The sequence below is a fragment of the Streptomyces sp. W1SF4 genome (assembly GCF_003950035.1).
GTDB classification, from domain to species: Bacteria; Actinomycetota; Actinomycetes; order Streptomycetales; family Streptomycetaceae; genus Streptomyces; species Streptomyces racemochromogenes.
This window is the reverse complement of sequence record NZ_CP034350.1, coordinates 1,215,070-1,232,959: the sequence shown is the minus strand read 5'-3', so window position 1 is coordinate 1,232,959 and position 17,890 is coordinate 1,215,070. Positions and strand designations below refer to the sequence as shown.

Genomic DNA, 17,890 nt, shown 5'->3' with positions numbered 1-17,890 from the left:
TCGTTCACCTCCGTCCCATGTTCGGTCAGGAGGAGGGGGGCCGCGCGGTGTCGCGTACCGGGATGTCGGTGACTTGGAGGCTCGCCCATGGGCGGAGGCTCACACCTTTCGTCGTGGATCGGGAAAACCGTTCAGCCCATGGTAAAGGAAAGGCAAAGGGAATGGGTCGTCCTTTTGGACGAGCGGCCGCGGATGGTGGGATCCGGTGAATGAACGATCTTCACATCGCCCCCGCCTCGGCCCCCGACCTGCCCGCAGTCCTGGACTTCTGGAAGGAGGCCGCCAAGGGCGCGAGCATCAGCGACGACCTGGCCGGAGTCGGACGCCTGCACGCGCGCGACCCCGAGGCCCTGCTGCTCGCCCGGCGTGACGGCGAGCTGGTCGGTACCGTCATCGCCGGCTTCGACGGCTGGCGCTGCCATCTGTACCGGCTCGCCGTGCACCCGGACCACCGCCGGCGGGGCATCGGCTCCGCGCTGCTGGCGGCCGCCGAGGAGCGGTTCGCGGCACTGGGCGGCCGGCGCGCCGACGCGATGGTCCTCGACGGGAACGAACAGGCCCACGGGGCGTGGCGGGCGGCCGGCTACGGCCCCGAGGACATCTGGACCCGCTGGGTCAAGCCGCTGGCCGGCTGACCCTCCGCGCGGACGGCCGTCCGGGTGAACGGCCGGGCCCGCCGGGCCGGTGGGCTCACTTCGGGCACTGGTCCGTCAGGATCCGTTCCTCCTCGGTGAGGACGGAGTCCTCCCCGTTCTCGCCGGCGTTCTTGGCGCACGCCGAGGCCTGGAGGCCTAGCTGCGCCGCCCGGCCCCGCGCCTCGTCGAGACCGGCGGCCGTGATCGTCGACTCCACCTGCTTGCGCTGGTACAGCGGCAGGTACCGCAGCTCGATCTCGGGGTGATCGGTCTCCACCTCCCACAGGGGAGTGCCGCCCAGCTTCTGGTTGATGCCCCGGAACACCGCCACGTGCCCGTCGTTCACGCCGACGAAGTACTGGGTCCGGGTCCACTGGTAGGCGGCGTACGAGCCCCCGGCGAGCAGGACCGCCGCCACGGCGAACAGGGCCAGGGTGCGCGGGGCCCGGCGCGGCGGCGGGGGCGGCACCCGCCGGGCCCGGCTCCCGGCCCGGACGCGGGCGCCGGGCCGGCCGGACGCCGGCCGCGCGGCGGACGGAGGCGCCGCGGCGGCCCGTCCCCCCGGCGCGGGTGCCGACGCGCGCCGCGGTCTCGGCTCCGGCGCGGGCGGCGGGGAGGCGGGGGCCGGGGGAGGCGGGAACGCGGGTGGCGGAGGTGGCGGAGGTGGCGGAGGTGCGGCCGGCGCGAGGAGTTCCAGGGCCCCGGCCACCGTCAGCCGCGCGTCCGGCTCCTTCTCCAGCAGCCCCTCGATCAGCGGCCGCAGCCGCCCCGCCCGCCGCGGCGGCGGGACGGGGTCGTGCGCGACCGCGTACTGGGAGCCGACCTTGGTCTCCCGTTTGAAGGGCGACACCCCCTCGACGGCCTCGTACAGGGTCGTCCCCAGGGAGAACAGGTCACCCGGGGCGCCGCCCTTCTCGCCCCGGGCGCGCTCCGGCGACAGGTACGGCATCGAACCGATGACCACCCCCGTCCCGGTCAGGCCGTCGTCCGCCTCGTTGAGGGCGATCCCGAAGTCGGCCAGCAGGATCCGGTCGTCCTCGGTCAGCATCACGTTGGCCGGCTTGACGTCGCGGTGGACGATGCCCTGCGCGTGCGCGGCGCCGAGCGCCTTCAGCAGCGCCGCGGCCACCCGCGCGACCTCCTCCACCGGCAACGGGCCCGACTCCCGCAGCCGTTCCTGCAGGGTCGAGCCCCTGACGAGCTCCATGACGATCCACGGCACCCCGCCCACGAGGGTGACGTCGTGGACCGTGACCACGTTGGGGTGGTCGCGCAGCCTGGCCGCGCTGCGGGCCTCCCGTATGGCCCGCTCCAGACGGTCGGCCGGATCCGGGGCCGACGGCCCCGAGGGCAGGAGCAGCTCCTTGACGGCCACGTGGGTGTCGAGCTGGACGTCGTACGCCTTCCAGACCCGCCCCATTCCACCGGCCCCCAGGGTCCGGTCCAGCCGGTAACGGTGGTTGACCAGCTGCCCCGGCCGCGCCTCGTGTGCCACGCTCCCCCTCCGCTCCACTCCTGACAAGCGCCGGGCCGCGCCGGACCGCGCGTCCCCGGCCCGATTGTGGTGCCTGCCGGGTGCGTCTGACCGGCAGTCCGCCGGAAGGGGTACGGGGAAAGGGCGCCGGCTCAGTCGTCCAGCCGCCGGGCCGAGCCGATGACGCAGTACGAGGTCGGCAGCGCCGGGCCGCGCTCGGGCAGGCGGAAGGAGCGGTGCGAGGCGATCCGGAAGCCGGCCGCCTCGATCGCGGCGAGCGGGTCGCGCGCCGTGTGGCAGCCGCCGAACAGGCGGGGCCACACCGTCCGGTCGAGCGCCCGCTGGACGGCTGCCATCCCCGGGCCGGGAGCCAGCCCGTGCTCCAGGAAGCGGAGTTCGGCCCCCGGGCGCAGCACCCGGTGCAGTTCGGCGAGGGCGCGCGGCAGGTTGCGTACGGTGCACAGCACCAGGGAGGCGACCGCGACGTCGAAGGCCTCGCTCTTGACCGGGAGCGCCTCGGCGACACCCGGAACGAGGTCCACCGGCACCTCGGCGCGCAGGGCGGCGGCCGCGGCGAGCCGTCGAAGGGTGCGCTCCGGCTCGATGGCGACGACCTCGGACACGGCGGCGGGGTAGTGGGCGAAGTTCAGCCCGTTGCCCGCGCCGATCTCGACGACCCGGCCGGAGATCCCCGCCAGGAGTTCCCCGCGCAGGGCGCCGATGCCGGCACGGGTCTCGGCGGCGGTGCTGGCGCGGGCGTAGAACCGGGCGAAGCACGGGTGGTGGACCGGATCGGGGACCGGGCTGGGCATGACGGGCCTCCGGGCGCGGACGGGCGGCGGACGGGCGGCGGACGGGCGGCGGACGACACGGCTGCGCGTGCCCTTCGGGGCTGTTCCCCGTCCGGGCCCGCCCCGAAACCGTCTCCCTCGGAGGGCGCGGACGATAATCGGCACTCCGGCCACCGCACTTGGGGCCCCGCACAGAAGGAAGGCACGACCTTGACGTCCCGCACCGCACCTGTCCGGGGCACGGCCGCCGCGCTGTTCGCCGCGGCGCTCCTGCTCGCCGGCTGCGCCTCCGGCCCGGCGCCGGCACCCCGGGCCCAGGCGCCTGCGGCCGATCCGAACGCCGCGTTCCTCGCGGAGGTCGCGGCCCGCTGTGCCACCGCCACCGCCTCGCCGACGGCCGCTGCCGCCGGCGGCGGCAGCGGGCCGACGGATCCCGAGTCGCGCAAGTACGCGGAGAACCACGCGTACCGGCAGCAGACGGAGCTGAGCCCCGCCGCCCGCTGCCGCGGGGAGGCCCACGCGGCCCGGATCAGGACGGAGCTGGCCGCCGCGCACGCGGCGGACCCCGCCGCACTGACCACGCTGCTGCGCCGCCTGGGCTACCCCGTCGACGCCGGCGACGTGTACGAGGGGAGCGCCGGCCAGGGACCCGGCTTCGCGCTGATGGTCCCCGGCACCGGCCCCTGCGTGTCGGGGCGGGCCGCGGACCCCGCCCGCGTCGAGGCGCACGGGGTGTACGTGGAGGGCGGCTGCAAGGAGCCGGCAGGGGGCCACTGACCCGCCACTGACCCGCCACTGACCCCCCGCCGGCCCCGCCCGCGCCGCAGGTCAGGCGGGCCACTCGGCGAGGAAGGACTCCGCCGACCAGGTGCCGTCCAGCGCGGCCCCCAGCCAGCCCGGCGCGGCCGCGCGGAAGGCGGCGGGCTCCAGGGCGCCGGCCCCCTCCGGCACGGCCCCCAGCAGCGGGAGCCCGGACTTGGGGAGGTCGGCGAGGTTGCACCGGGACGCCAGGTCGGGAGCCGCGGGCCAGCTGCCGACCACCACCCCGAGCCCCTTCACGGACCGGGCCGCCAGGGCCTGCGCCGTGAGGTCGGTGCTGTTCAGCGTGCCCAGCCCCGCCGACGCCACCACCAGCACCGGCGCCGCCAGCAGCCGCGCCGCGTCCGCCAGGGTGTGGCCCTCCTCGTCGAAGCGCACGAGCAGCCCGCCCGCGCCCTCCACGAGCACCAGGTCGTGCTCGGCGGCCAGCCGCGCGGCCGCCTCCGCGATCCCCGCAGGGGTCAGCGTCGCCAGCCCGGAGCGCCGCGCGGCGGTGTCCGGGGCCAGGGGCTCGGGGTAGCGGGCCAGTTCCCGCGCCGTCACGGCCGGGCCGGCGAGCCGTACGACCTCGGCGGCGTCCCCGGGCTCGTCCGGGCCGACCCCGGTCTGGGCGGGCTTGAGCACCGCCACCGAACGCCCCGCGGCCAGCGCGGCGGTCGCGACGGCCGCGGTGACTACCGTCTTGCCGATCTCCGTGCCCGTCCCGGACACGACGACTACGGACATCTCAGCCTTCCTGCGCCGCTGCGACGGCCGCGCGGCAGATCCGGGCCACGTCGGCGTCGCCGGTGACGAACGGGGGCATGGTGTAGATCAGGTCGCGGAACGGGCGCAGCCAGACGCCCTCGCGGACCGCCGCCCGGGTGGCCGCCCACACGTCGACCGGGTGGTCGAGCTGGATCACGCCGATGGCCCCGAGCACGCGTACGTCCTTGACCCCGGGTACGGCGCGGGCGCCGGCGAGGCCCTCGCGCAGGCCCGCCTCGATCCGCTTGACATCGCCGGCCCAGTCCTGGCCGAGCAGCAGGTCGATCGAGGCCAGGGCCACGGCCGTGGCGAGCGGGTTGCCCATGAAGGTCGGCCCGTGCGCCAGCACCGGGACCTCGCCCCGCGAGATCCCGTCGGCGACCCGCTCGGTGCACAGGGTGGCCGCGAGGGTGAGGTAGCCGCCGGTGAGGGACTTGCCCAGGCACATGACGTCCGGGGTGATGCCCGCGTGGTCGGCGGCGAAGAGCGCGCCCGTGCGGCCGAAGCCCGTCGCGATCTCGTCCAGGATCAGCAGGACCCCGTACTCGTCGCACAGCTCGCGCAGCAGCCGCAGGTAACCGGGGTGGTGGAAGCGCATGCCGCCCGCGCCCTGCACCACCGGCTCCACGATCACCGCGGCGAGTTCGTCGGCGTGCGCGGCGACCAGGGAGCGCAGGTGGTCCGCGTACCCGGGGTCCACGGGGGTGTCGAAGTCCCCGGGCGGGGCGTCGGCGAAGACCTGCCGGGGCAGGTGCCCCTGCCACAGCTCGTGCATGCCGCCGTCGGGGTCGCACACGGCCATCGGCTGCCAGGTGTCGCCGTGGTAGCCGCCGCGCCAGGTCAGCAGCCGGGTCTTGCCGGTGCGGCCCAGCGAACGCCAGTACTGCAGGCACATCTTGACGGCGACCTCGACGGCCACCGACCCGGAGTCCGAGAGGAAGACGTGTTCCAGCCCGGCCGGGGTGATCTCCACCAGCCGGGCGGCCAGCCGGACGGCGGGCTCGTGGGTGAGCCCGCCGAACATCACGTGCGACATCCGGCCCAGCTGCGAGGCCGCGGCCTCGTTCAGGACCGGGTGGTTGTAGCCGTGGATCGCCGACCACCAGGAGGACATGCCGTCGACCAGCTCCTCCCGCCCCTGGGCGGGGGAGGCGAGCCGCAGCCGGACCCCCGAGGCGGAGGAGACCACGAGGGTCTCCTGCCGCCCGGGCATCGGGCCGTACGGGTGCCAGACGTGCTGCCGGTCCAGGGCGAGCAGCTCCGCCGTGTCCGACGCCGGGTCGAGCGGGTCGTGCAGCGGGAACTGGTCACGCATTGGGGGCGACGTCCGTCCCCGCGCCGCGCCGGCGCACCGCCACCAGGTCCGAACGCACCTCTCCGGCCTCCGCCTGGGCGGGCGCCGGCGCCTGCTCGGCGTGTCCGGAGCAGCCGCCGCAGGCGGAGCCGCAGCCGTGGGCCCCGGCGCCGGCCTCCGCGTCGGCGTCGGCCGCGGGGCCGCAGCCGCCGGCCGAGGAACCGCACATGCCGCCCGCGGGGGCGGCGGCCGCGGCGTCGGCGCGGTGTGCGGGCAGGGTGGTCGTACCGGCGCCCTCGACCTCGAAACCGGCGTCCGCGATCATGTCGAGGTCGGCCTGGCCGGCCTGGCCCTCACTGGTGAGGTAGTCGCCGAGGAAGATGGAGTTGGCGATGTGCAGCGCCAGCGGCTGCATCGAGCGCAGGTGCACCTCGCGGCCGCCGGCGATCCGGACCTCCACGTCGGGGCAGACGAAGCGGACCATCGCGAGGATCCGCAGGCAGCGCTGCGGGGTGAGGTTCCACTCCTTGGCCAGCGGGGTGCCCTCGAAGGGGATCAGGAAGTTGACCGGGACGGAGTCCGAGTCCAGCTCGCGCAGCGAGTAGACGACGTCGACCAGGTCCTCGTCGCTCTCGCCCATGCCGGCGATCAGGCCGGAGCAGGCCGACAGGCCCGCCGCGTGCGCCTTCTGCACCGTGTCGACACGGTCCGCGTAGGTGTGCGTCTTGGTGATCTGGCCGTACGTGGCCTCGGAGGTGTTCAGGTTGTGGTTGTAGGCGTCCGCACCCGCCTCACGGAGCTTCTCCGCCTGGCCCTCGGCGAGCAGCCCCAGGCAGGCGCAGACCTCAACGCCCTCGTTCTGCTCCTTGATGGCGGCGATCGTCTCGCCGACGCGGGCCACGTCACGGTCGGTCGGACCGCGGCCGCTGGCCACGAGGCAGACCCGCTTGGCGCCGCCGGCGACGCCGGCCGCGGCCGCCTTGGAGGCCTCGTCGGGCTTGAGCCACGTGTACTTGAGGATCTCGGCCTTCGACCCCAGACGCTGGGAGCAGTACGAGCAGTCCTCGGGGCAGAGCCCCGACTTCAGGTTGACCAGGTAGTTCAGCTTGACGCGGCGCCCGAACCACTGGCGGCGCACCTTGCCGGCAGCGGCCACCACGTCGAGCAGTTCGTCGTCGGAGGTCGCCAGTACGGCGAGCGCCTCCTCGCGGGTCGGCAGCTCGCGCCGCAGTCCCTTTTCCACCAGGGTGTTCAGCAGGTCCATGCGCCCGATCCTGTCCCACGCGACCACTCCCGGCCAAGGAGAGATCGGACAACATGGCCGGAAGGAGGTGTGTGGATCGCCACACCAGTCCCTCGGGTCCCGGCGGATAGGGTCGAGCAGATCTGTCGACTGCCGACAAAACGCGAGACACATCGCGAGACGCGACGCGAGGACCGCCGATGACCGAGCACACCCCGCAACCCGAGGACGTCTTCGCCTGGATCGACGGCGCGGAGCGCGTCCGAGAGCAGGCCGGGCTGGTGCGGACCCTGCGCCCGAGGCCCGCCTCCTCGCCCCTGCTGGACCTGGCGAGCAACGACTACCTGGGGCTGTCCCGGCACCCGGAGACCGTGCGGGGTGCCTGCGCGGCGGCCGAGCGCTGGGGTGCGGGGGCCACTGGATCGCGCCTGGTCACGGGCTCGACCGAACTTCATGCCGAACTGGAGCGGGAACTCGCCGCGTTCACGGGGTTCGAGTCCGCTCTGGTGCTTTCGTCCGGATACGCCGCGAACCTCGCCGCCGTCACCGCGCTCAGCGGCCGCGGCACGCTCGTCGTCTCCGACGCCGGGAACCACGCCTCGATCGTCGACGGCTGCCGGCTCTCGCGGGCCGAGGTCGCGGTCACCCCGCACGGCGACCCGGAGACGGCCCGCAAGACCCTGGCCGGGCACGGGGGCCGGGCGCTGCTGGTGACCGACTCGGTGTTCTCCGTCGACGGGGACGCCGCCCCGCTCGACGGCTACCGTGCCGCCTGCCGGGCCGAGGGCGCGGCGCTGGTCGTGGACGACGCGCACGGGCTGGGGGTGCTGGGCGAGGGCGGCCGCGGCGCGCTGCACGCCGCCGGGCTCGCGGGAGCGCCGGGGGTGGTCGCCACGGTGACCCTCTCGAAGTCACTGGGCAGCCAGGGCGGCGCCGTGCTGGGGCCGGCCAAGGTCATCCGGCACCTGGTCAACACGGCCCGCGCCTTCATCTTCGACACCGGGCTGGCCCCGGCCGCCGCCGGTGCGGCGCTGGCGAGCCTGCGCCTGCTGGAGCGGGAGCCGGAGCGGGCGGCCCGGGTCCGGGAGGTGGCCGCCGAGCTGTACGGGCGGCTCACCGCGTCCGGCCTGACCGCGGCCCGGCCGGACGCGGCCGTGGTGTCGGTTCGGGCCCCGTCGGCTTCGGCGGCACTGCGCTGGGCCGCCGACTGCCGCGAGGCAGGTCTGTCCGTGGGGTGCTTCCGTCCGCCGTCGGTGCCGGACGGCATCTCCCGGCTGCGGCTGACGGCTCGGGCGGATCTCACGGGGGACGAGATCAGCCGGGCCGTCGGCACGGTCCTGCGGACCGCTCCGGCCGGGGCCACGGACCGCTAGGCGTCACGTCACACGCGCACGTCCGCCCTTACGGAAGCGAGGAAGCCGTCCCAGGCCGGCCCGGTGAAGAGCACGGCCGGGCCGTCCGTCCGCTTGGAGTCGCGGACGGCCAGCAGGCCGCCGCTGAGGGCGGCGGCTTCCACGCAGTTGTTCATTCCGGTGCTGCGGCTGCTCCGCCGCCACCGCGCGCTTTTCAGAAGTCCGCTGGTGGATAAGGGGGTTGCGGACACGGGGGTGCCTCCTTCTACGCGTCGTCAGCGATAGAGCTGATCAGATCCGACGAGTCACGGGGCGGGAGGGCGTGCGCCTGGATGGTGCGGAACGCGGCGCTGTACGCCTCAAGGTCTTCCTTCCGCTCCAGATAGAGGCTACTCGTCAAATGGTCGAGCACCACCACATCCAGATCGGCGATGTTCGGAAATGAGAAAATTACGAACGGTCCGGTCAGGCCGAGATGGCCCCCCACGGTGAACGGCAGCACCTGCAGCCGCACTTGGGGCAGCCGCCCCACCTCCACCAGATGCCGCAGCTGCTCCTCCATCACCCCCGGCCCGCCGATCTGCCGGCGCAGCACCGCCTCGTCCAGCACGGCGCTCAGCTCCAGCGGCGGATCGGACCGCAGCACCGCCTGCCGCGCCAGCCGTACGTCGACCAGCGCGTCCACCTTCGGCTCCGGCAGCCCGCCCAGCGCGGCCCGGGTCACCGCCCGCGCGTAGTCCGGCGTCTGGAGCAGCCCCGGCACCACCGACAGCTCGACGGTCCGCGCCGATCGGGCCCCGGCCTCCAGGCTGATGAAGTCCCGGTACTCCTGCGGGAGCAGGCCCCGGTAGTCGTGCCACCACTGCCGCCCCCGCGCCGCGTCCCCGCTCGCCGCCGGGCCGGCCGCCGAGGCCCCCAGGGCCTCCAGCAGCGCGCGCTGCTGGGCGCTCACCACGTCCCCGTAGGCGTCCAGCAGCAGCCGGATGTCCTCCGTCTTCACACCGCTGCGGCCCGTCTCGATCCGGCTGACCTTCGACTGGTGCCAGCCGACGATGCGCGCCACCTCGCCGCTGGTGAGCCCGGAGCGGTCGCGCAGGGCACGCAGCTCCTCGCCGAGTTTGCGCCGACGCACCGCGGGACCGTGCTGCATACCCGCTCTCCTTCCACCGGCACACCTCGCACCAGTCTGCCCTCCAAATACGCTCTTCCGTAGCAGAGTTCACCGCATTGAGCGACAGATATATGCATATCTTGGGGGAACGGCGGAAACGGCGGCACGATGGGTGGCACTCTGGCGCTCAGCGTAGATCCGGGGCGGCTCCGTCCCGGTGGGAAAGGGACGTCGCCATGGCAGATCAGCTGGAAGCATCCGTCACTCTGCCGAGCGATCCGGTGTCGGTGGCCGCCGCCCGCCGCTACGTGGCCCGGGTACTGAGCGACTGGGGACTGCCCGAGGACGCGGGCACCGCGGACACCGTCCGGCTCATCGTCTCCGAACTCGCCACCAACTCCGTGCAGCACACCTTCGGCCAGTCGCCCACCTTCACCGTCGACGTCCGCCTCGAACGCGAGGAATGGCTGCGCGTGGGAGTGACGGACAGTCACCCGCGCTGGCCCAAGCGGCTCCCCGCCGCCGTCCAGCAGGACAACGGCCGCGGCATGGTCATCATCCGCTGGCTCGCGGCCGAGGCAGGCGGCCGGCTCTCGGTCACCCCCACCGAGGACGGCGGCAAGACCGTGTGGATCGCCCTGCCCTGGCCCGCCGACGCCTCCGCGCGCACCCTCAGGGGCTGCTGAACCCGGCCGCCGGCCGTATACGAACCGCCCCGCCGGGACCGGGGCGGCATTGAACCGGGAGCCTTCCCGAAACGTGTGTTAACTCGGCGGAAAAGTAAGGCCCCTACGGTATGGTCCTCGCTCTTCCGCCAAAGATCACCCACGCTCCGGTAAAGCGGCGGTGATCGGGACGGAAAGCCTCGTCCTGTGTTGGGCAAGAGACGCTTGGCACGGATAAGCGCAGGTCAACAAAGAGTTGACCGGCCGGTACGGTCACTCCCCGGCGCGACGACGACCATGTCCCGGAAGCTTGGTGATACAGGTGCAATTGACACCACACGAACAAGAGAGACTCCTGATCCACGTGGCGGCCGACGTGGCCGCGCGGCGCAGGGCGCGCGGGGTGCTCCTCAACCACCCCGAGGCCGTCGCCCTGATCACCTCGCACCTCCTCGAAGGCGCCCGCGACGGGCGGACCGTGGCCGAGCTGATGGCATCCGGCCGCACCGTGCTCACCCGGGCGGAGGTCATGGAGGGCATCCCCGAGATGATCCACGACGTCCAGGTCGAGGCCACCTTCCCCGACGGCACCAAGCTCGTCACCGTCCACGACCCGATCGTCTGAGCGGGAGCGCAGCATGATCCCCGGCGAGATCGTCCACGGGGACGGCCCGGTGCGCCTCAACGAAGGCCGCCCCGTCACCCGCCTCACCGTCCTCAACGCCGCCGACCGGCCCGTACAGGTCGGCTCCCACTACCACTTCGCCGAGGCCAACCCCGGCCTCGACTTCGACCGGCGGGCCGCGCACGGCCTGCGCCTGAACATCGCCGCCGGCACCGCCGTCCGCTTCGAGCCGGGCATCCCCGTCGCCGTGGAACTCGTACCCATCGGCGGACGGCGCACCGTGCCCGGACTGCGCGGCGAGACCGGAGGGCCGCTCGATGGCTGAACTCTCCCGCCGGGCCTACACCGACCTCTTCGGGCCGACCACCGGTGACCGGATCCGGCTCGCCGACACCGCCCTCTTCGTCGAGATCGAACGGGACCTCAGCGGCGGACCCGGCAACTCCGGCGACGAGGCCGTCTTCGGCGGCGGCAAGGTCATCCGCGAGTCCATGGGACAGGCCCGCACCACGCGCGCCGAGGGCGCCCCCGACACGGTCATCACCGGCGTGGTCGTCCTCGACCACTGGGGCGTCGTCAAGGCCGACGTCGGCATCGCGGACGGCCGCATCTGCGGGATCGGCAAGGCCGGCAACCCCGACACGATGGACGGCGTCGACCCCGCACTCGTCATCGGCCCCGAAACCGAGATCATCGCGGGCAACGGGAAGATCCTCACCGCCGGCGCCATCGACGCCCACGTGCACTTCATCTCCCCGACCGTCGTCGACGAGGCCCTCGCCTCCGGCATCACCACCCTCGTCGGCGGCGGCACCGGCCCCGCCGAGGGCTCCAAGGCCACCACCGTCACCCCCGGCCCCTGGCACCTCGCCCGGATGTTCGCGGCCCTGGAGGCCTACCCCGTCAACATCGGCCTGCTCGGCAAGGGCAACACCATGTCCCGCGAGGGCATGCTCTCCCAGCTGCGCGGCGGAGCACTCGGCTTCAAGATCCACGAGGACTGGGGGGCCACCCCCGCCGCCATCGACGCCTGCCTGAGCGTCGCCGACGAGACCGGCGCCCAGGTCGCCATCCACACCGACACCCTCAACGAGGCCGGCTTCGTCGCCGACACCCTCGCGGCCATCGCCGGGCGGACCATCCACTCGTACCACACCGAGGGCGCGGGCGGCGGCCACGCACCCGACATCATCACCGTGGTCTCCGAGCCCAACGTCCTGCCCAGCTCCACCAACCCCACCCGCCCGCACACCCTCAACACCGTCGAGGAACACCTCGACATGCTGATGGTCTGCCACCACCTCAACCCCGCCGTCCCCGAGGACCTCGCCTTCGCCGAGTCCCGGATCCGGCCCTCCACCATCGCCGCCGAGGACGTCCTCCACGACCTCGGGGCCATCTCCATCATCTCCTCCGACTCCCAGGCCATGGGCCGCGTCGGCGAGGTCGTGCTGCGCACCTGGCAGACCGCCCACGTGATGAAGCAGCGCCGCGGCTTCCTCCCCGGCGACGGCCCCGCCGACAACCACCGCGCCCGCCGCTACGTCGCCAAGTACACGATCAACCCCGCCGTGGCCCAGGGCCTCGCCAGGGAGATCGGCTCCGTCGAGGTCGGCAAGCTCGCCGACCTGGTGCTGTGGACCCCCGCCTTCTTCGGCGTCAAGCCCGAGCTCGTCGTCAAGGGCGGCCAGATCGCGTACGCGCAGATGGGCGACGCCAACGCCTCCATCCCCACCCCGCAGCCGGTCCTGCCCCGGCCCATGTACGGCGGCATCGGACGCGCGCCCGCCCTCAACTCCTTCAACTTCACCTCGCAGGCCGCCCTCGACGACGGCCTCCCCGAACGCCTCGGCCTCGGCAAGAGGTTCACCGCCATCGAGAACACCCGCAAGCTCGGCAAGGCGGACATGCGCAACAACGACGCCATGCCGGACGTACGGGTCGACCCCGACACCTTCACCGTCACCATCGACGGCGAGGCGGTGGAGCCGGCACCCGCGGCCGAACTGCCCATGGCACAGAGATACTTCCTCTTCTGATGGGCCCCCGAACTCCGATGGGTCCCCGCCGATGAGCCTCGCCGCGCTGCTCGTACTCGCGGACGGCCGCTTTCCCGCCGGAGGGCACGCCCACTCCGGCGGGGCGGAGGCCGCCTGCAAGGCCGGCCGCATCCACGACGCCGCCACCCTGGAGCAGTTCTGCCGGGGCCGGCTGCACACCGCCGGGCTCACCGCCGCCGGGCTGGCCGCGGCCGCCGCCCTCGGCCTCGACCCGGCCGCACTCGACGCCGCCGCCGACGCCCGCACCCCCTCGCCCGCGCTGCGCGCCGCCGCGCGGCGGCTCGGCCGGCAGCTGCTGCGGGCCGCCCGCGCCATCTGGCCCGCCGCCGAACTCGACGCGCTGGCCGCCGCCTTCCCGCGCGGCGCCCACCAGCCCGTCGTGCTCGGCCTCGCCGCCCGGGCCGCCGGGCTCGGTGCGCCGGACGCCGCGCACGTGGCGGCGTACGAGAGCGTCAGCGGGCCGGCCACGGCGACGGTACGGCTGCTGGGCCTCGATCCCTTCGAGGCCAGCGCCGTCCTCGCCCGCCTCGCCCCCGACCTCGACGCCGTCGCCGCCCGGGCGGCCGAGGCCGCCCTGCTCGCCCGCACCGAGGGCGCGGACGTGCTGCCGGCGGCCTCCTCACCGCTGCTGGAGATCGCGGCGGAGGTACATGCCGACTGGGCGGTACGCCTCTTCGCCTCCTGAGCGCGAGCACCCCCACCCCTTCCCCTTTTTGGAGACCTGCCGTGCACCTCGACCACGACGTGACCTACCCCCGCCGCCACACCCACGCCGCTCTCCCGCTGCGCGCCGACGGCACCCGGCGCGCCCTGCGCGTGGGCCTCGGCGGACCCGTCGGCTCCGGCAAGACCGCCACCGTCGCCGCCCTCTGCCGCGCCCTGCGCACCGAACTGTCCATGGCCGTCGTCACCAACGACATCTACACCCGGGAGGACGCCGAGTTCCTGCTCCGCGAGGCCGTCCTGCCCCCGGAGCGGATCAGCGCCGTCGAGACCGGAGCCTGTCCCCACACCGCCATCCGCGACGACATCTCCGCCAACCTGGAGGCCGTGGAGGAGCTGGAGGAGGCCTTCCTCGGCAGCGCCCCCCTCGACCTGATCCTCGTCGAATCCGGCGGCGACAACCTGACCGCCACCTTCTCCCGGGGCCTGGTCGACGCCCAGATCTTCGTCATCGACGTGGCCGGCGGCGACGACATCCCCCGCAAGGGCGGCCCCGGCGTCACCACCTCCGACCTCCTGGTCGTCAACAAGACCGACCTCGCCCCCCACGTCGGCTCCGACCTGGAACGCATGGCCCGCGACGCCGCCGCCCAGCGCGGCGACCTGCCCGTCGCCTTCCAGTCCCTGCGCGGCCCCGAGGGCGTCGCCCCGGTGGCCGAGTGGGTGCGCGCCCGGATCGCCGCCTGGGCCGTACGGTGACCAGCGCGCCCCCCGCCGCCCTCCACCCGGCCGCCCTCCGCGCCACCGCCCGCATCCGCGCCGCCGCCGACGGGCGCGGCGGCACCGCCCTGCCCCTGCTGGCCGGGGAGGGGCCGCTCGCCCTGCGCCGCACCCGCGGCGAGGACGCCGAGGCGGGAGTGATGCTGGTCGGCGCGATGAGCGCCCCCCTCGGCGGCGACCACCTCACGGTGGAGGCCGAGGCGGGACCCGGCGCCCGCCTCGCGCTGCGCTCGGCGGCCGCCACCCTGGCCCTGCCCGGCCGCACCGCGGAGCCCGCGCAGTACGACGTACGGCTCTCGCTCGCCGACGGGGCGGCGGTGCGCTGGCTGCCGGAACCGCTCGTCTCCGTGCGCGGCAGCGACCTGCGCGCCACCACCCGCGCCGAACTGGCCCCCACCGCCCGCCTCCTGCTGCGCGAGGAACAGGTGCTGGGACGCAGCGCCGAGGCCCCCGGCCTGCTGCGCAGCCGGCTCACGGTCACCCGGGACGGCCGGCCCCTGCTGGACCAGGAGCTGTCCTGCGGCCCCGGCGCACCGGGCGGCTGGGACGGCCCGGCCGTCACGGCGGGCCACCGCGCCCTCGGCCAGCTCCTGGTCGTCGACCCCCGCTTCGCGCAGGACCCGCCGCGGGCCGCCGTCCTGGGCGAGTTCGCCGCGGCCACCCCGCTGGCCGGACCGGCCGTGCTCGTCACGGCCCTCGCCCCGGACGCGCTGCGGCTGCGCGAACTCCTCGACGGGGCGCTGCGCACCTACGGGTGGTGACGGGGGGACAGAAGCGGGGTAATGGGACACCGCTCAGCGGTACACACGTTTCCGGTTATCGGGTTGGCAAAGAACTGGACCGCGCTCTGTTGCCGGGTACCGGTCAGACGAAAGGATCCCCCTGTCCCAAACCTGCCGCTCCGGGCGGCACATGACCAGGGGGATCAACCACGTGATACGCAATGCGACGCTGGGGAGCGCCGCCACTCTCATCACCGGCGCGCTGGCCGCGGGCCTGCTGCTCGCGCCGCCGGCCTCGGCCGCTCCGGCCGGCCGGGACAACGGCGGTGCCGAGGCGATCGGCGTCCAGATCGCCGCCGCCCGCGCCGCGCGCGCCGGCATCGACTGGAAGGACTGTCCTGCCGACTGGGGCTTCGAGAAGCCGATCCAGTGCGGCTGGGTCAAGGTCCCGCTCGACTACACCAAGCCCTTCGGCAAGACGATCGAGCTCGCCGTCGACCGTGCCGTCAGCACGGGCACCAAGGAGGAGCGCCAGGGCGCCCTCGTCTACAACCCGGGCGGCCCGGGCGGTTCCGGCATGCGCTTCCCGCGCCGGATCACCACCAAGAGCCCGCTGTGGGTCAACACCTCCAAGGCCTACGACTTCGTGGGCTTCGACCCCCGCGGCGTCGGCCACTCCGCGCCGATCTCCTGCATCGACCCGCAGGAGTTCGTCAAGGCCCCCAAGGCCGACCCGGTCCCGTCCAGCGAGGCCGACAAGCGCGCCCAGCGCAAGCTCGCCGCCGAGTACGCGGACGGCTGCAAGGAGCGCAGCGGCGAGATGCTGCCGCACATGACCACGCCGAACACCGCGCGCGACCTGGACGTCATCCGGGCCGCCCTCGGCGAGCAGAAGCTGAACTACCTCGGCGTCTCCTACGGCACCTACCTGGGCGGGGTCTACGCGACCCTCTTCCCGGGCCACGTGCGCCGCATGATCGTCGACAGCGTGGTCAACCCGGCCACCGACAACATCTGGTACCAGGCCAACCTGGAGCAGGACGTCGCCTTCCAGATGCGCTGGAACGACTGGCAGGACTGGGTCGCCAAGAACGACGCCGTCTTCCACCTCGGCGACACCCGCGCCAAGGTCGAGGCCAAGTACCAGGAGCTGCGCGGCAAGGCCAAGGCCAACCCGCTCGGCGGCGTCGTCGGCCCGGCCGAGCTGATCGGCTTCTTCCAGGGCGCCCCGTACTACGACTCCTCGTGGGTCCCGGTCGCGCAGGCGTTCAGCGCCTGGGCCGCCGGTGACGAGAAGCCGCTGATCGAGGCCATCGCCCCGGACATGTCCGACACCAAGGGCAATGCCGCTTCCGAGAACAGCAACGCCGTGTACACCGCGGTGGAGTGCGCCGACGCCAAGTGGCCCACCAGCTGGGCCAAGTGGGACCGGGACAACTCCGAGCTGCACAAGAAGTACCCGTTCCTGACCTGGTCGAACGCGTGGATGAACCTCCCCTGCGCGACCTGGAAGTCCAAGCAGAGCACCCCGATCGAGGTCGGCGCCAAGCGCGGCATCGCCCCGGTCCTGATCGTCCAGTCCGAGCGTGACGCGGCCACCCCGTACCAGGGCGCCGTCGAGCTGCACCGCCGCCTGGCGGGCTCGCGCCTGATCACCGAGCAGAACGCCGGCTCGCACGGCGTCACCAGCCTGGTGAACCCCTGCATCAACACCCGCGTGGACGCCTACCTGCTCACCGGCAAGGTCGACGCCCAGGACGTGAAGTGCGGCCCGCACGCCACCCCGGTGCCGCCGGCCCCGGCCGCGGCGAAGTCCCTCGCGGAGGCCCCGGCCGCCGCGCTGCCGCAGCACGAGGAGCTCCCGGCGGTCGTCCGCTAAGGACCCCCCGGCAGTACCTGACGGTACCTGGCGGTACCCGTGGGAAAGAGCGGGAGAAGGCTCAGCGCGAGGAGCGCCGGGCCTTCTTCCGCTTCTCCTCCTCCTCGGCCTTGACCTCGGCCGCGTACCGGTCCACGTACTCCTGGCCGGAGAGGCCCAGGATCGCGTACATGATCTCGTCCGTGACCGCGCGCAGCACGGCCCGCTCGCCCTCCATGCCCGCGTACCGGGAGAACTCCAGCGGAGCCCCGAAGCGGATCGTGACCCGCCGGATCTTCGGGAGCTTCTGGCCGGGCGGCTGGATCTCGAAGGTCCCGAGCATCGCGCACGGCACCACCGGCACCCCCGCGCCCAGGGCCATGGCCGCCACGCCGACCTTGCCCTTGTAGAGCCGCCCGTCGTGGGAGCGGGTGCCCTCCGGGTAGATCCCGAGCAGCTCGCCCTTGGACAGCACGCCGAGCCCCTCGCGCAGGGCCGCCTGCCCGGCGTCCTTGCCGGAGCGGTCCACCGGGATCTGCCCGGCGCTGCGGAAGAAGGCGGCGGTCAGCCGGCCCTTGAGGCCGGGCCCGGTGAAGTACTCGGCCTTGGCGAGGAAGGTGATCCGGCGCGAGAGGATCGCGGGCATCAGGAAGTGGTCCGAGAAGGACAGGTGGTTGCCCGCGACGATCGCCGCGCCCTCCGCGGGGATGTTCTCCAGCCCCTCGATCCGCGGCCGGAACAGCAGCCGCAGCAGCGGACCGAGCAGTACGTGTTTGAGCAAGTGGTAGAACACCAGGCCGCTCCCGTCGATGCCGCTATGTCACGGCCATCCTACGGACGGTCAACGGGGGGCCGGGAGGGTCATGCGCTGTGTGAAGCGGCAAGCCCCATCGTGAGCAGCCCCAGCACCACCCAGCCGAACCACAGCCAGCCGTTGCTGCCGAGCGCCACCGAGTACGTGGAGACGGCCACCAGAGCGGCGAAGGTCGTGACGGCCATCGCCTTAACGGATCCGGTCATGCCCCATGGTGGCTCCTGATACGGGTTCCGC

At 73.9% G+C, this 17,890-nt stretch carries 20 protein-coding genes; 11 read left to right on the top strand and 9 right to left on the bottom strand.

Annotated features, from left to right (window positions below; all coding sequences use genetic code 11):
- Nucleotides 1-209: 209 nt before the first annotated feature.
- Nucleotides 210-635: a GNAT family N-acetyltransferase gene (locus tag D1J60_RS05815; protein WP_125820394.1), complete on the top strand. Its 426-nt coding sequence runs from the start codon at nt 210-212 to the stop codon at nt 633-635.
- 55 nt (nt 636-690) lie between these two features.
- On the opposite strand, the gene D1J60_RS05810 is transcribed toward D1J60_RS05815, so the two are convergent.
- Both D1J60_RS05810 and D1J60_RS05805 read right to left on the bottom strand, forming a co-directional pair.
- Complete coding sequence (locus D1J60_RS05810) at nt 691-2,130, bottom strand: serine/threonine-protein kinase (RefSeq protein ID WP_125820393.1); 1,440 nt, start codon at nt 2,128-2,130, stop codon at nt 691-693.
- A gap of 131 nt (nt 2,131-2,261) precedes the next feature.
- Nucleotides 2,262-2,921: a class I SAM-dependent methyltransferase gene (locus tag D1J60_RS05805; protein ID WP_125605482.1), complete on the bottom strand. Its 660-nt coding sequence runs from the start codon at nt 2,919-2,921 to the stop codon at nt 2,262-2,264.
- Between the two features lie 189 nt (nt 2,922-3,110).
- On the opposite strand from D1J60_RS05805, the gene D1J60_RS05800 reads away from it, so the two are divergent.
- Nucleotides 3,111-3,677, top strand: coding sequence for a hypothetical protein (locus D1J60_RS05800; RefSeq protein ID WP_125820392.1), 567 nt, complete (start codon nt 3,111-3,113; stop codon nt 3,675-3,677).
- Between the two features lie 51 nt (nt 3,678-3,728).
- Here D1J60_RS05800 and bioD read toward each other — a convergent pair whose 3' ends face one another.
- The 3 genes from bioD to bioB are packed head-to-tail and all read right to left on the bottom strand — an operon-like array spanning nt 3,729 to nt 7,024.
- On the bottom strand, nt 3,729-4,445 hold the full coding sequence (gene bioD, locus D1J60_RS05795; RefSeq protein ID WP_125820391.1) for a dethiobiotin synthase: 717 nt from the start codon (nt 4,443-4,445) through the stop codon (nt 3,729-3,731).
- A 1-nt stretch (nt 4,446) separates the two neighbouring features.
- Complete coding sequence (locus D1J60_RS05790; protein WP_125820390.1) at nt 4,447-5,781, bottom strand: adenosylmethionine--8-amino-7-oxononanoate transaminase; 1,335 nt, start codon at nt 5,779-5,781, stop codon at nt 4,447-4,449.
- On the bottom strand, nt 5,774-7,024 hold the full coding sequence (gene bioB / locus D1J60_RS05785; RefSeq protein WP_125820389.1) for a biotin synthase BioB: 1,251 nt from the start codon (nt 7,022-7,024) through the stop codon (nt 5,774-5,776). The genes D1J60_RS05790 and bioB overlap by 8 nt, the downstream gene beginning before the upstream one ends.
- 179 nt (nt 7,025-7,203) lie before the next feature.
- Between bioB and D1J60_RS05780 the strand changes: the two genes are divergently transcribed.
- Nucleotides 7,204-8,376, top strand: coding sequence for an 8-amino-7-oxononanoate synthase (locus D1J60_RS05780; RefSeq protein WP_206436487.1), 1,173 nt, complete (start codon nt 7,204-7,206; stop codon nt 8,374-8,376).
- An 8-nt stretch (nt 8,377-8,384) separates the two neighbouring features.
- Here the strand turns inward: D1J60_RS05780 and D1J60_RS05775 are convergent, their stop codons facing one another.
- Together D1J60_RS05775 and D1J60_RS05770 are read right to left on the bottom strand one after the other, a co-directional pair.
- Complete coding sequence (locus D1J60_RS05775) at nt 8,385-8,606, bottom strand: DUF397 domain-containing protein (RefSeq protein ID WP_125820388.1); 222 nt, start codon at nt 8,604-8,606, stop codon at nt 8,385-8,387.
- A 14-nt stretch (nt 8,607-8,620) separates the two neighbouring features.
- Complete coding sequence (locus D1J60_RS05770) at nt 8,621-9,505, bottom strand: helix-turn-helix transcriptional regulator (RefSeq protein WP_125603068.1); 885 nt, start codon at nt 9,503-9,505, stop codon at nt 8,621-8,623.
- Nucleotides 9,506-9,702: 197 nt separating this feature from the next.
- Here D1J60_RS05770 and D1J60_RS05765 point away from each other — a divergent pair, with 197 nt between their 5' ends.
- The 8 genes from D1J60_RS05765 (at nt 9,703) to D1J60_RS05730 (ending at nt 16,860) form a co-directional block, all read left to right on the top strand.
- Complete coding sequence (locus D1J60_RS05765) at nt 9,703-10,152, top strand: ATP-binding protein (protein ID WP_125603067.1); 450 nt, start codon at nt 9,703-9,705, stop codon at nt 10,150-10,152.
- Between the two features lie 301 nt (nt 10,153-10,453).
- Entirely contained in the window at nt 10,454-10,756 is a 303-nt protein-coding gene (locus tag D1J60_RS05760; protein WP_125820387.1) for an urease subunit gamma, read from the top strand.
- A gap of 13 nt (nt 10,757-10,769) precedes the next feature.
- A complete protein-coding gene (locus D1J60_RS05755) occupies nt 10,770-11,081 on the top strand; it encodes an urease subunit beta (RefSeq protein WP_125820386.1) in 312 nt (103 codons plus the stop codon).
- Nucleotides 11,074-12,795: an urease subunit alpha gene (locus tag D1J60_RS05750; protein ID WP_125820385.1), complete on the top strand. Its 1,722-nt coding sequence runs from the start codon at nt 11,074-11,076 to the stop codon at nt 12,793-12,795. Before D1J60_RS05755 ends, D1J60_RS05750 begins: the two co-directional genes overlap by 8 nt.
- A 31-nt stretch (nt 12,796-12,826) precedes the next feature.
- A complete protein-coding gene (locus D1J60_RS05745) occupies nt 12,827-13,501 on the top strand; it encodes an urease accessory UreF family protein (protein WP_125820384.1) in 675 nt (224 codons plus the stop codon).
- Between the two features lie 41 nt (nt 13,502-13,542).
- Entirely contained in the window at nt 13,543-14,238 is a 696-nt protein-coding gene (gene ureG, locus D1J60_RS05740) for an urease accessory protein UreG (RefSeq protein ID WP_125606204.1), read from the top strand.
- A complete protein-coding gene (locus tag D1J60_RS05735) occupies nt 14,235-15,020 on the top strand; it encodes an urease accessory protein UreD (protein WP_125820383.1) in 786 nt (261 codons plus the stop codon). The genes ureG and D1J60_RS05735 overlap by 4 nt, the downstream gene beginning before the upstream one ends.
- 172 nt (nt 15,021-15,192) lie before the next feature.
- Entirely contained in the window at nt 15,193-16,860 is a 1,668-nt protein-coding gene (locus D1J60_RS05730; protein ID WP_241253165.1) for an alpha/beta hydrolase, read from the top strand.
- A 61-nt stretch (nt 16,861-16,921) separates the two neighbouring features.
- Here the strand turns inward: D1J60_RS05730 and D1J60_RS05725 are convergent, their stop codons facing one another.
- On the bottom strand, nt 16,922-17,632 hold the full coding sequence (locus tag D1J60_RS05725) for a lysophospholipid acyltransferase family protein (protein WP_125602004.1): 711 nt from the start codon (nt 17,630-17,632) through the stop codon (nt 16,922-16,924).
- A gap of 68 nt (nt 17,633-17,700) precedes the next feature.
- The gene (locus D1J60_RS37160) at nt 17,701-17,859 is read right to left on the bottom strand and encodes a hypothetical protein (RefSeq protein ID WP_164720846.1); all 159 of its coding nucleotides are present in this window, start codon (nt 17,857-17,859) and stop codon (nt 17,701-17,703) included.
- Between the last annotated feature and the right edge of the window lie 31 nt (nt 17,860-17,890).

What these genes read in the sequence shown, in the direction of transcription:
- D1J60_RS05815 (WP_125820394.1), top strand. Translation starts at nt 210, where the DNA reads ATGAACGATCTTCACATCGCCCCCGCCTCGGCCCCCGACCTGCCCGCA.
- D1J60_RS05805 (WP_125605482.1), bottom strand. Translation starts at nt 2,921, where the DNA reads ATGCCCAGCCCGGTCCCCGATCCGGTCCACCACCCGTGCTTCGCCCGG.
- bioD (WP_125820391.1), bottom strand. Translation starts at nt 4,445, where the DNA reads ATGTCCGTAGTCGTCGTGTCCGGGACGGGCACGGAGATCGGCAAGACG.
- D1J60_RS05790 (WP_125820390.1), bottom strand. Translation starts at nt 5,781, where the DNA reads ATGCGTGACCAGTTCCCGCTGCACGACCCGCTCGACCCGGCGTCGGAC.
- bioB (WP_125820389.1), bottom strand. Translation starts at nt 7,024, where the DNA reads ATGGACCTGCTGAACACCCTGGTGGAAAAGGGACTGCGGCGCGAGCTG.
- D1J60_RS05780 (WP_206436487.1), top strand. Translation starts at nt 7,204, where the DNA reads ATGACCGAGCACACCCCGCAACCCGAGGACGTCTTCGCCTGGATCGAC.
- D1J60_RS05770 (WP_125603068.1), bottom strand. Translation starts at nt 9,505, where the DNA reads ATGCAGCACGGTCCCGCGGTGCGTCGGCGCAAACTCGGCGAGGAGCTG.
- D1J60_RS05765 (WP_125603067.1), top strand. Translation starts at nt 9,703, where the DNA reads ATGGCAGATCAGCTGGAAGCATCCGTCACTCTGCCGAGCGATCCGGTG.
- D1J60_RS05755 (WP_125820386.1), top strand. Translation starts at nt 10,770, where the DNA reads ATGATCCCCGGCGAGATCGTCCACGGGGACGGCCCGGTGCGCCTCAAC.
- D1J60_RS05750 (WP_125820385.1), top strand. Translation starts at nt 11,074, where the DNA reads ATGGCTGAACTCTCCCGCCGGGCCTACACCGACCTCTTCGGGCCGACC.
- D1J60_RS05745 (WP_125820384.1), top strand. Translation starts at nt 12,827, where the DNA reads ATGAGCCTCGCCGCGCTGCTCGTACTCGCGGACGGCCGCTTTCCCGCC.
- D1J60_RS37160 (WP_164720846.1), bottom strand. Translation starts at nt 17,859, where the DNA reads ATGACCGGATCCGTTAAGGCGATGGCCGTCACGACCTTCGCCGCTCTG.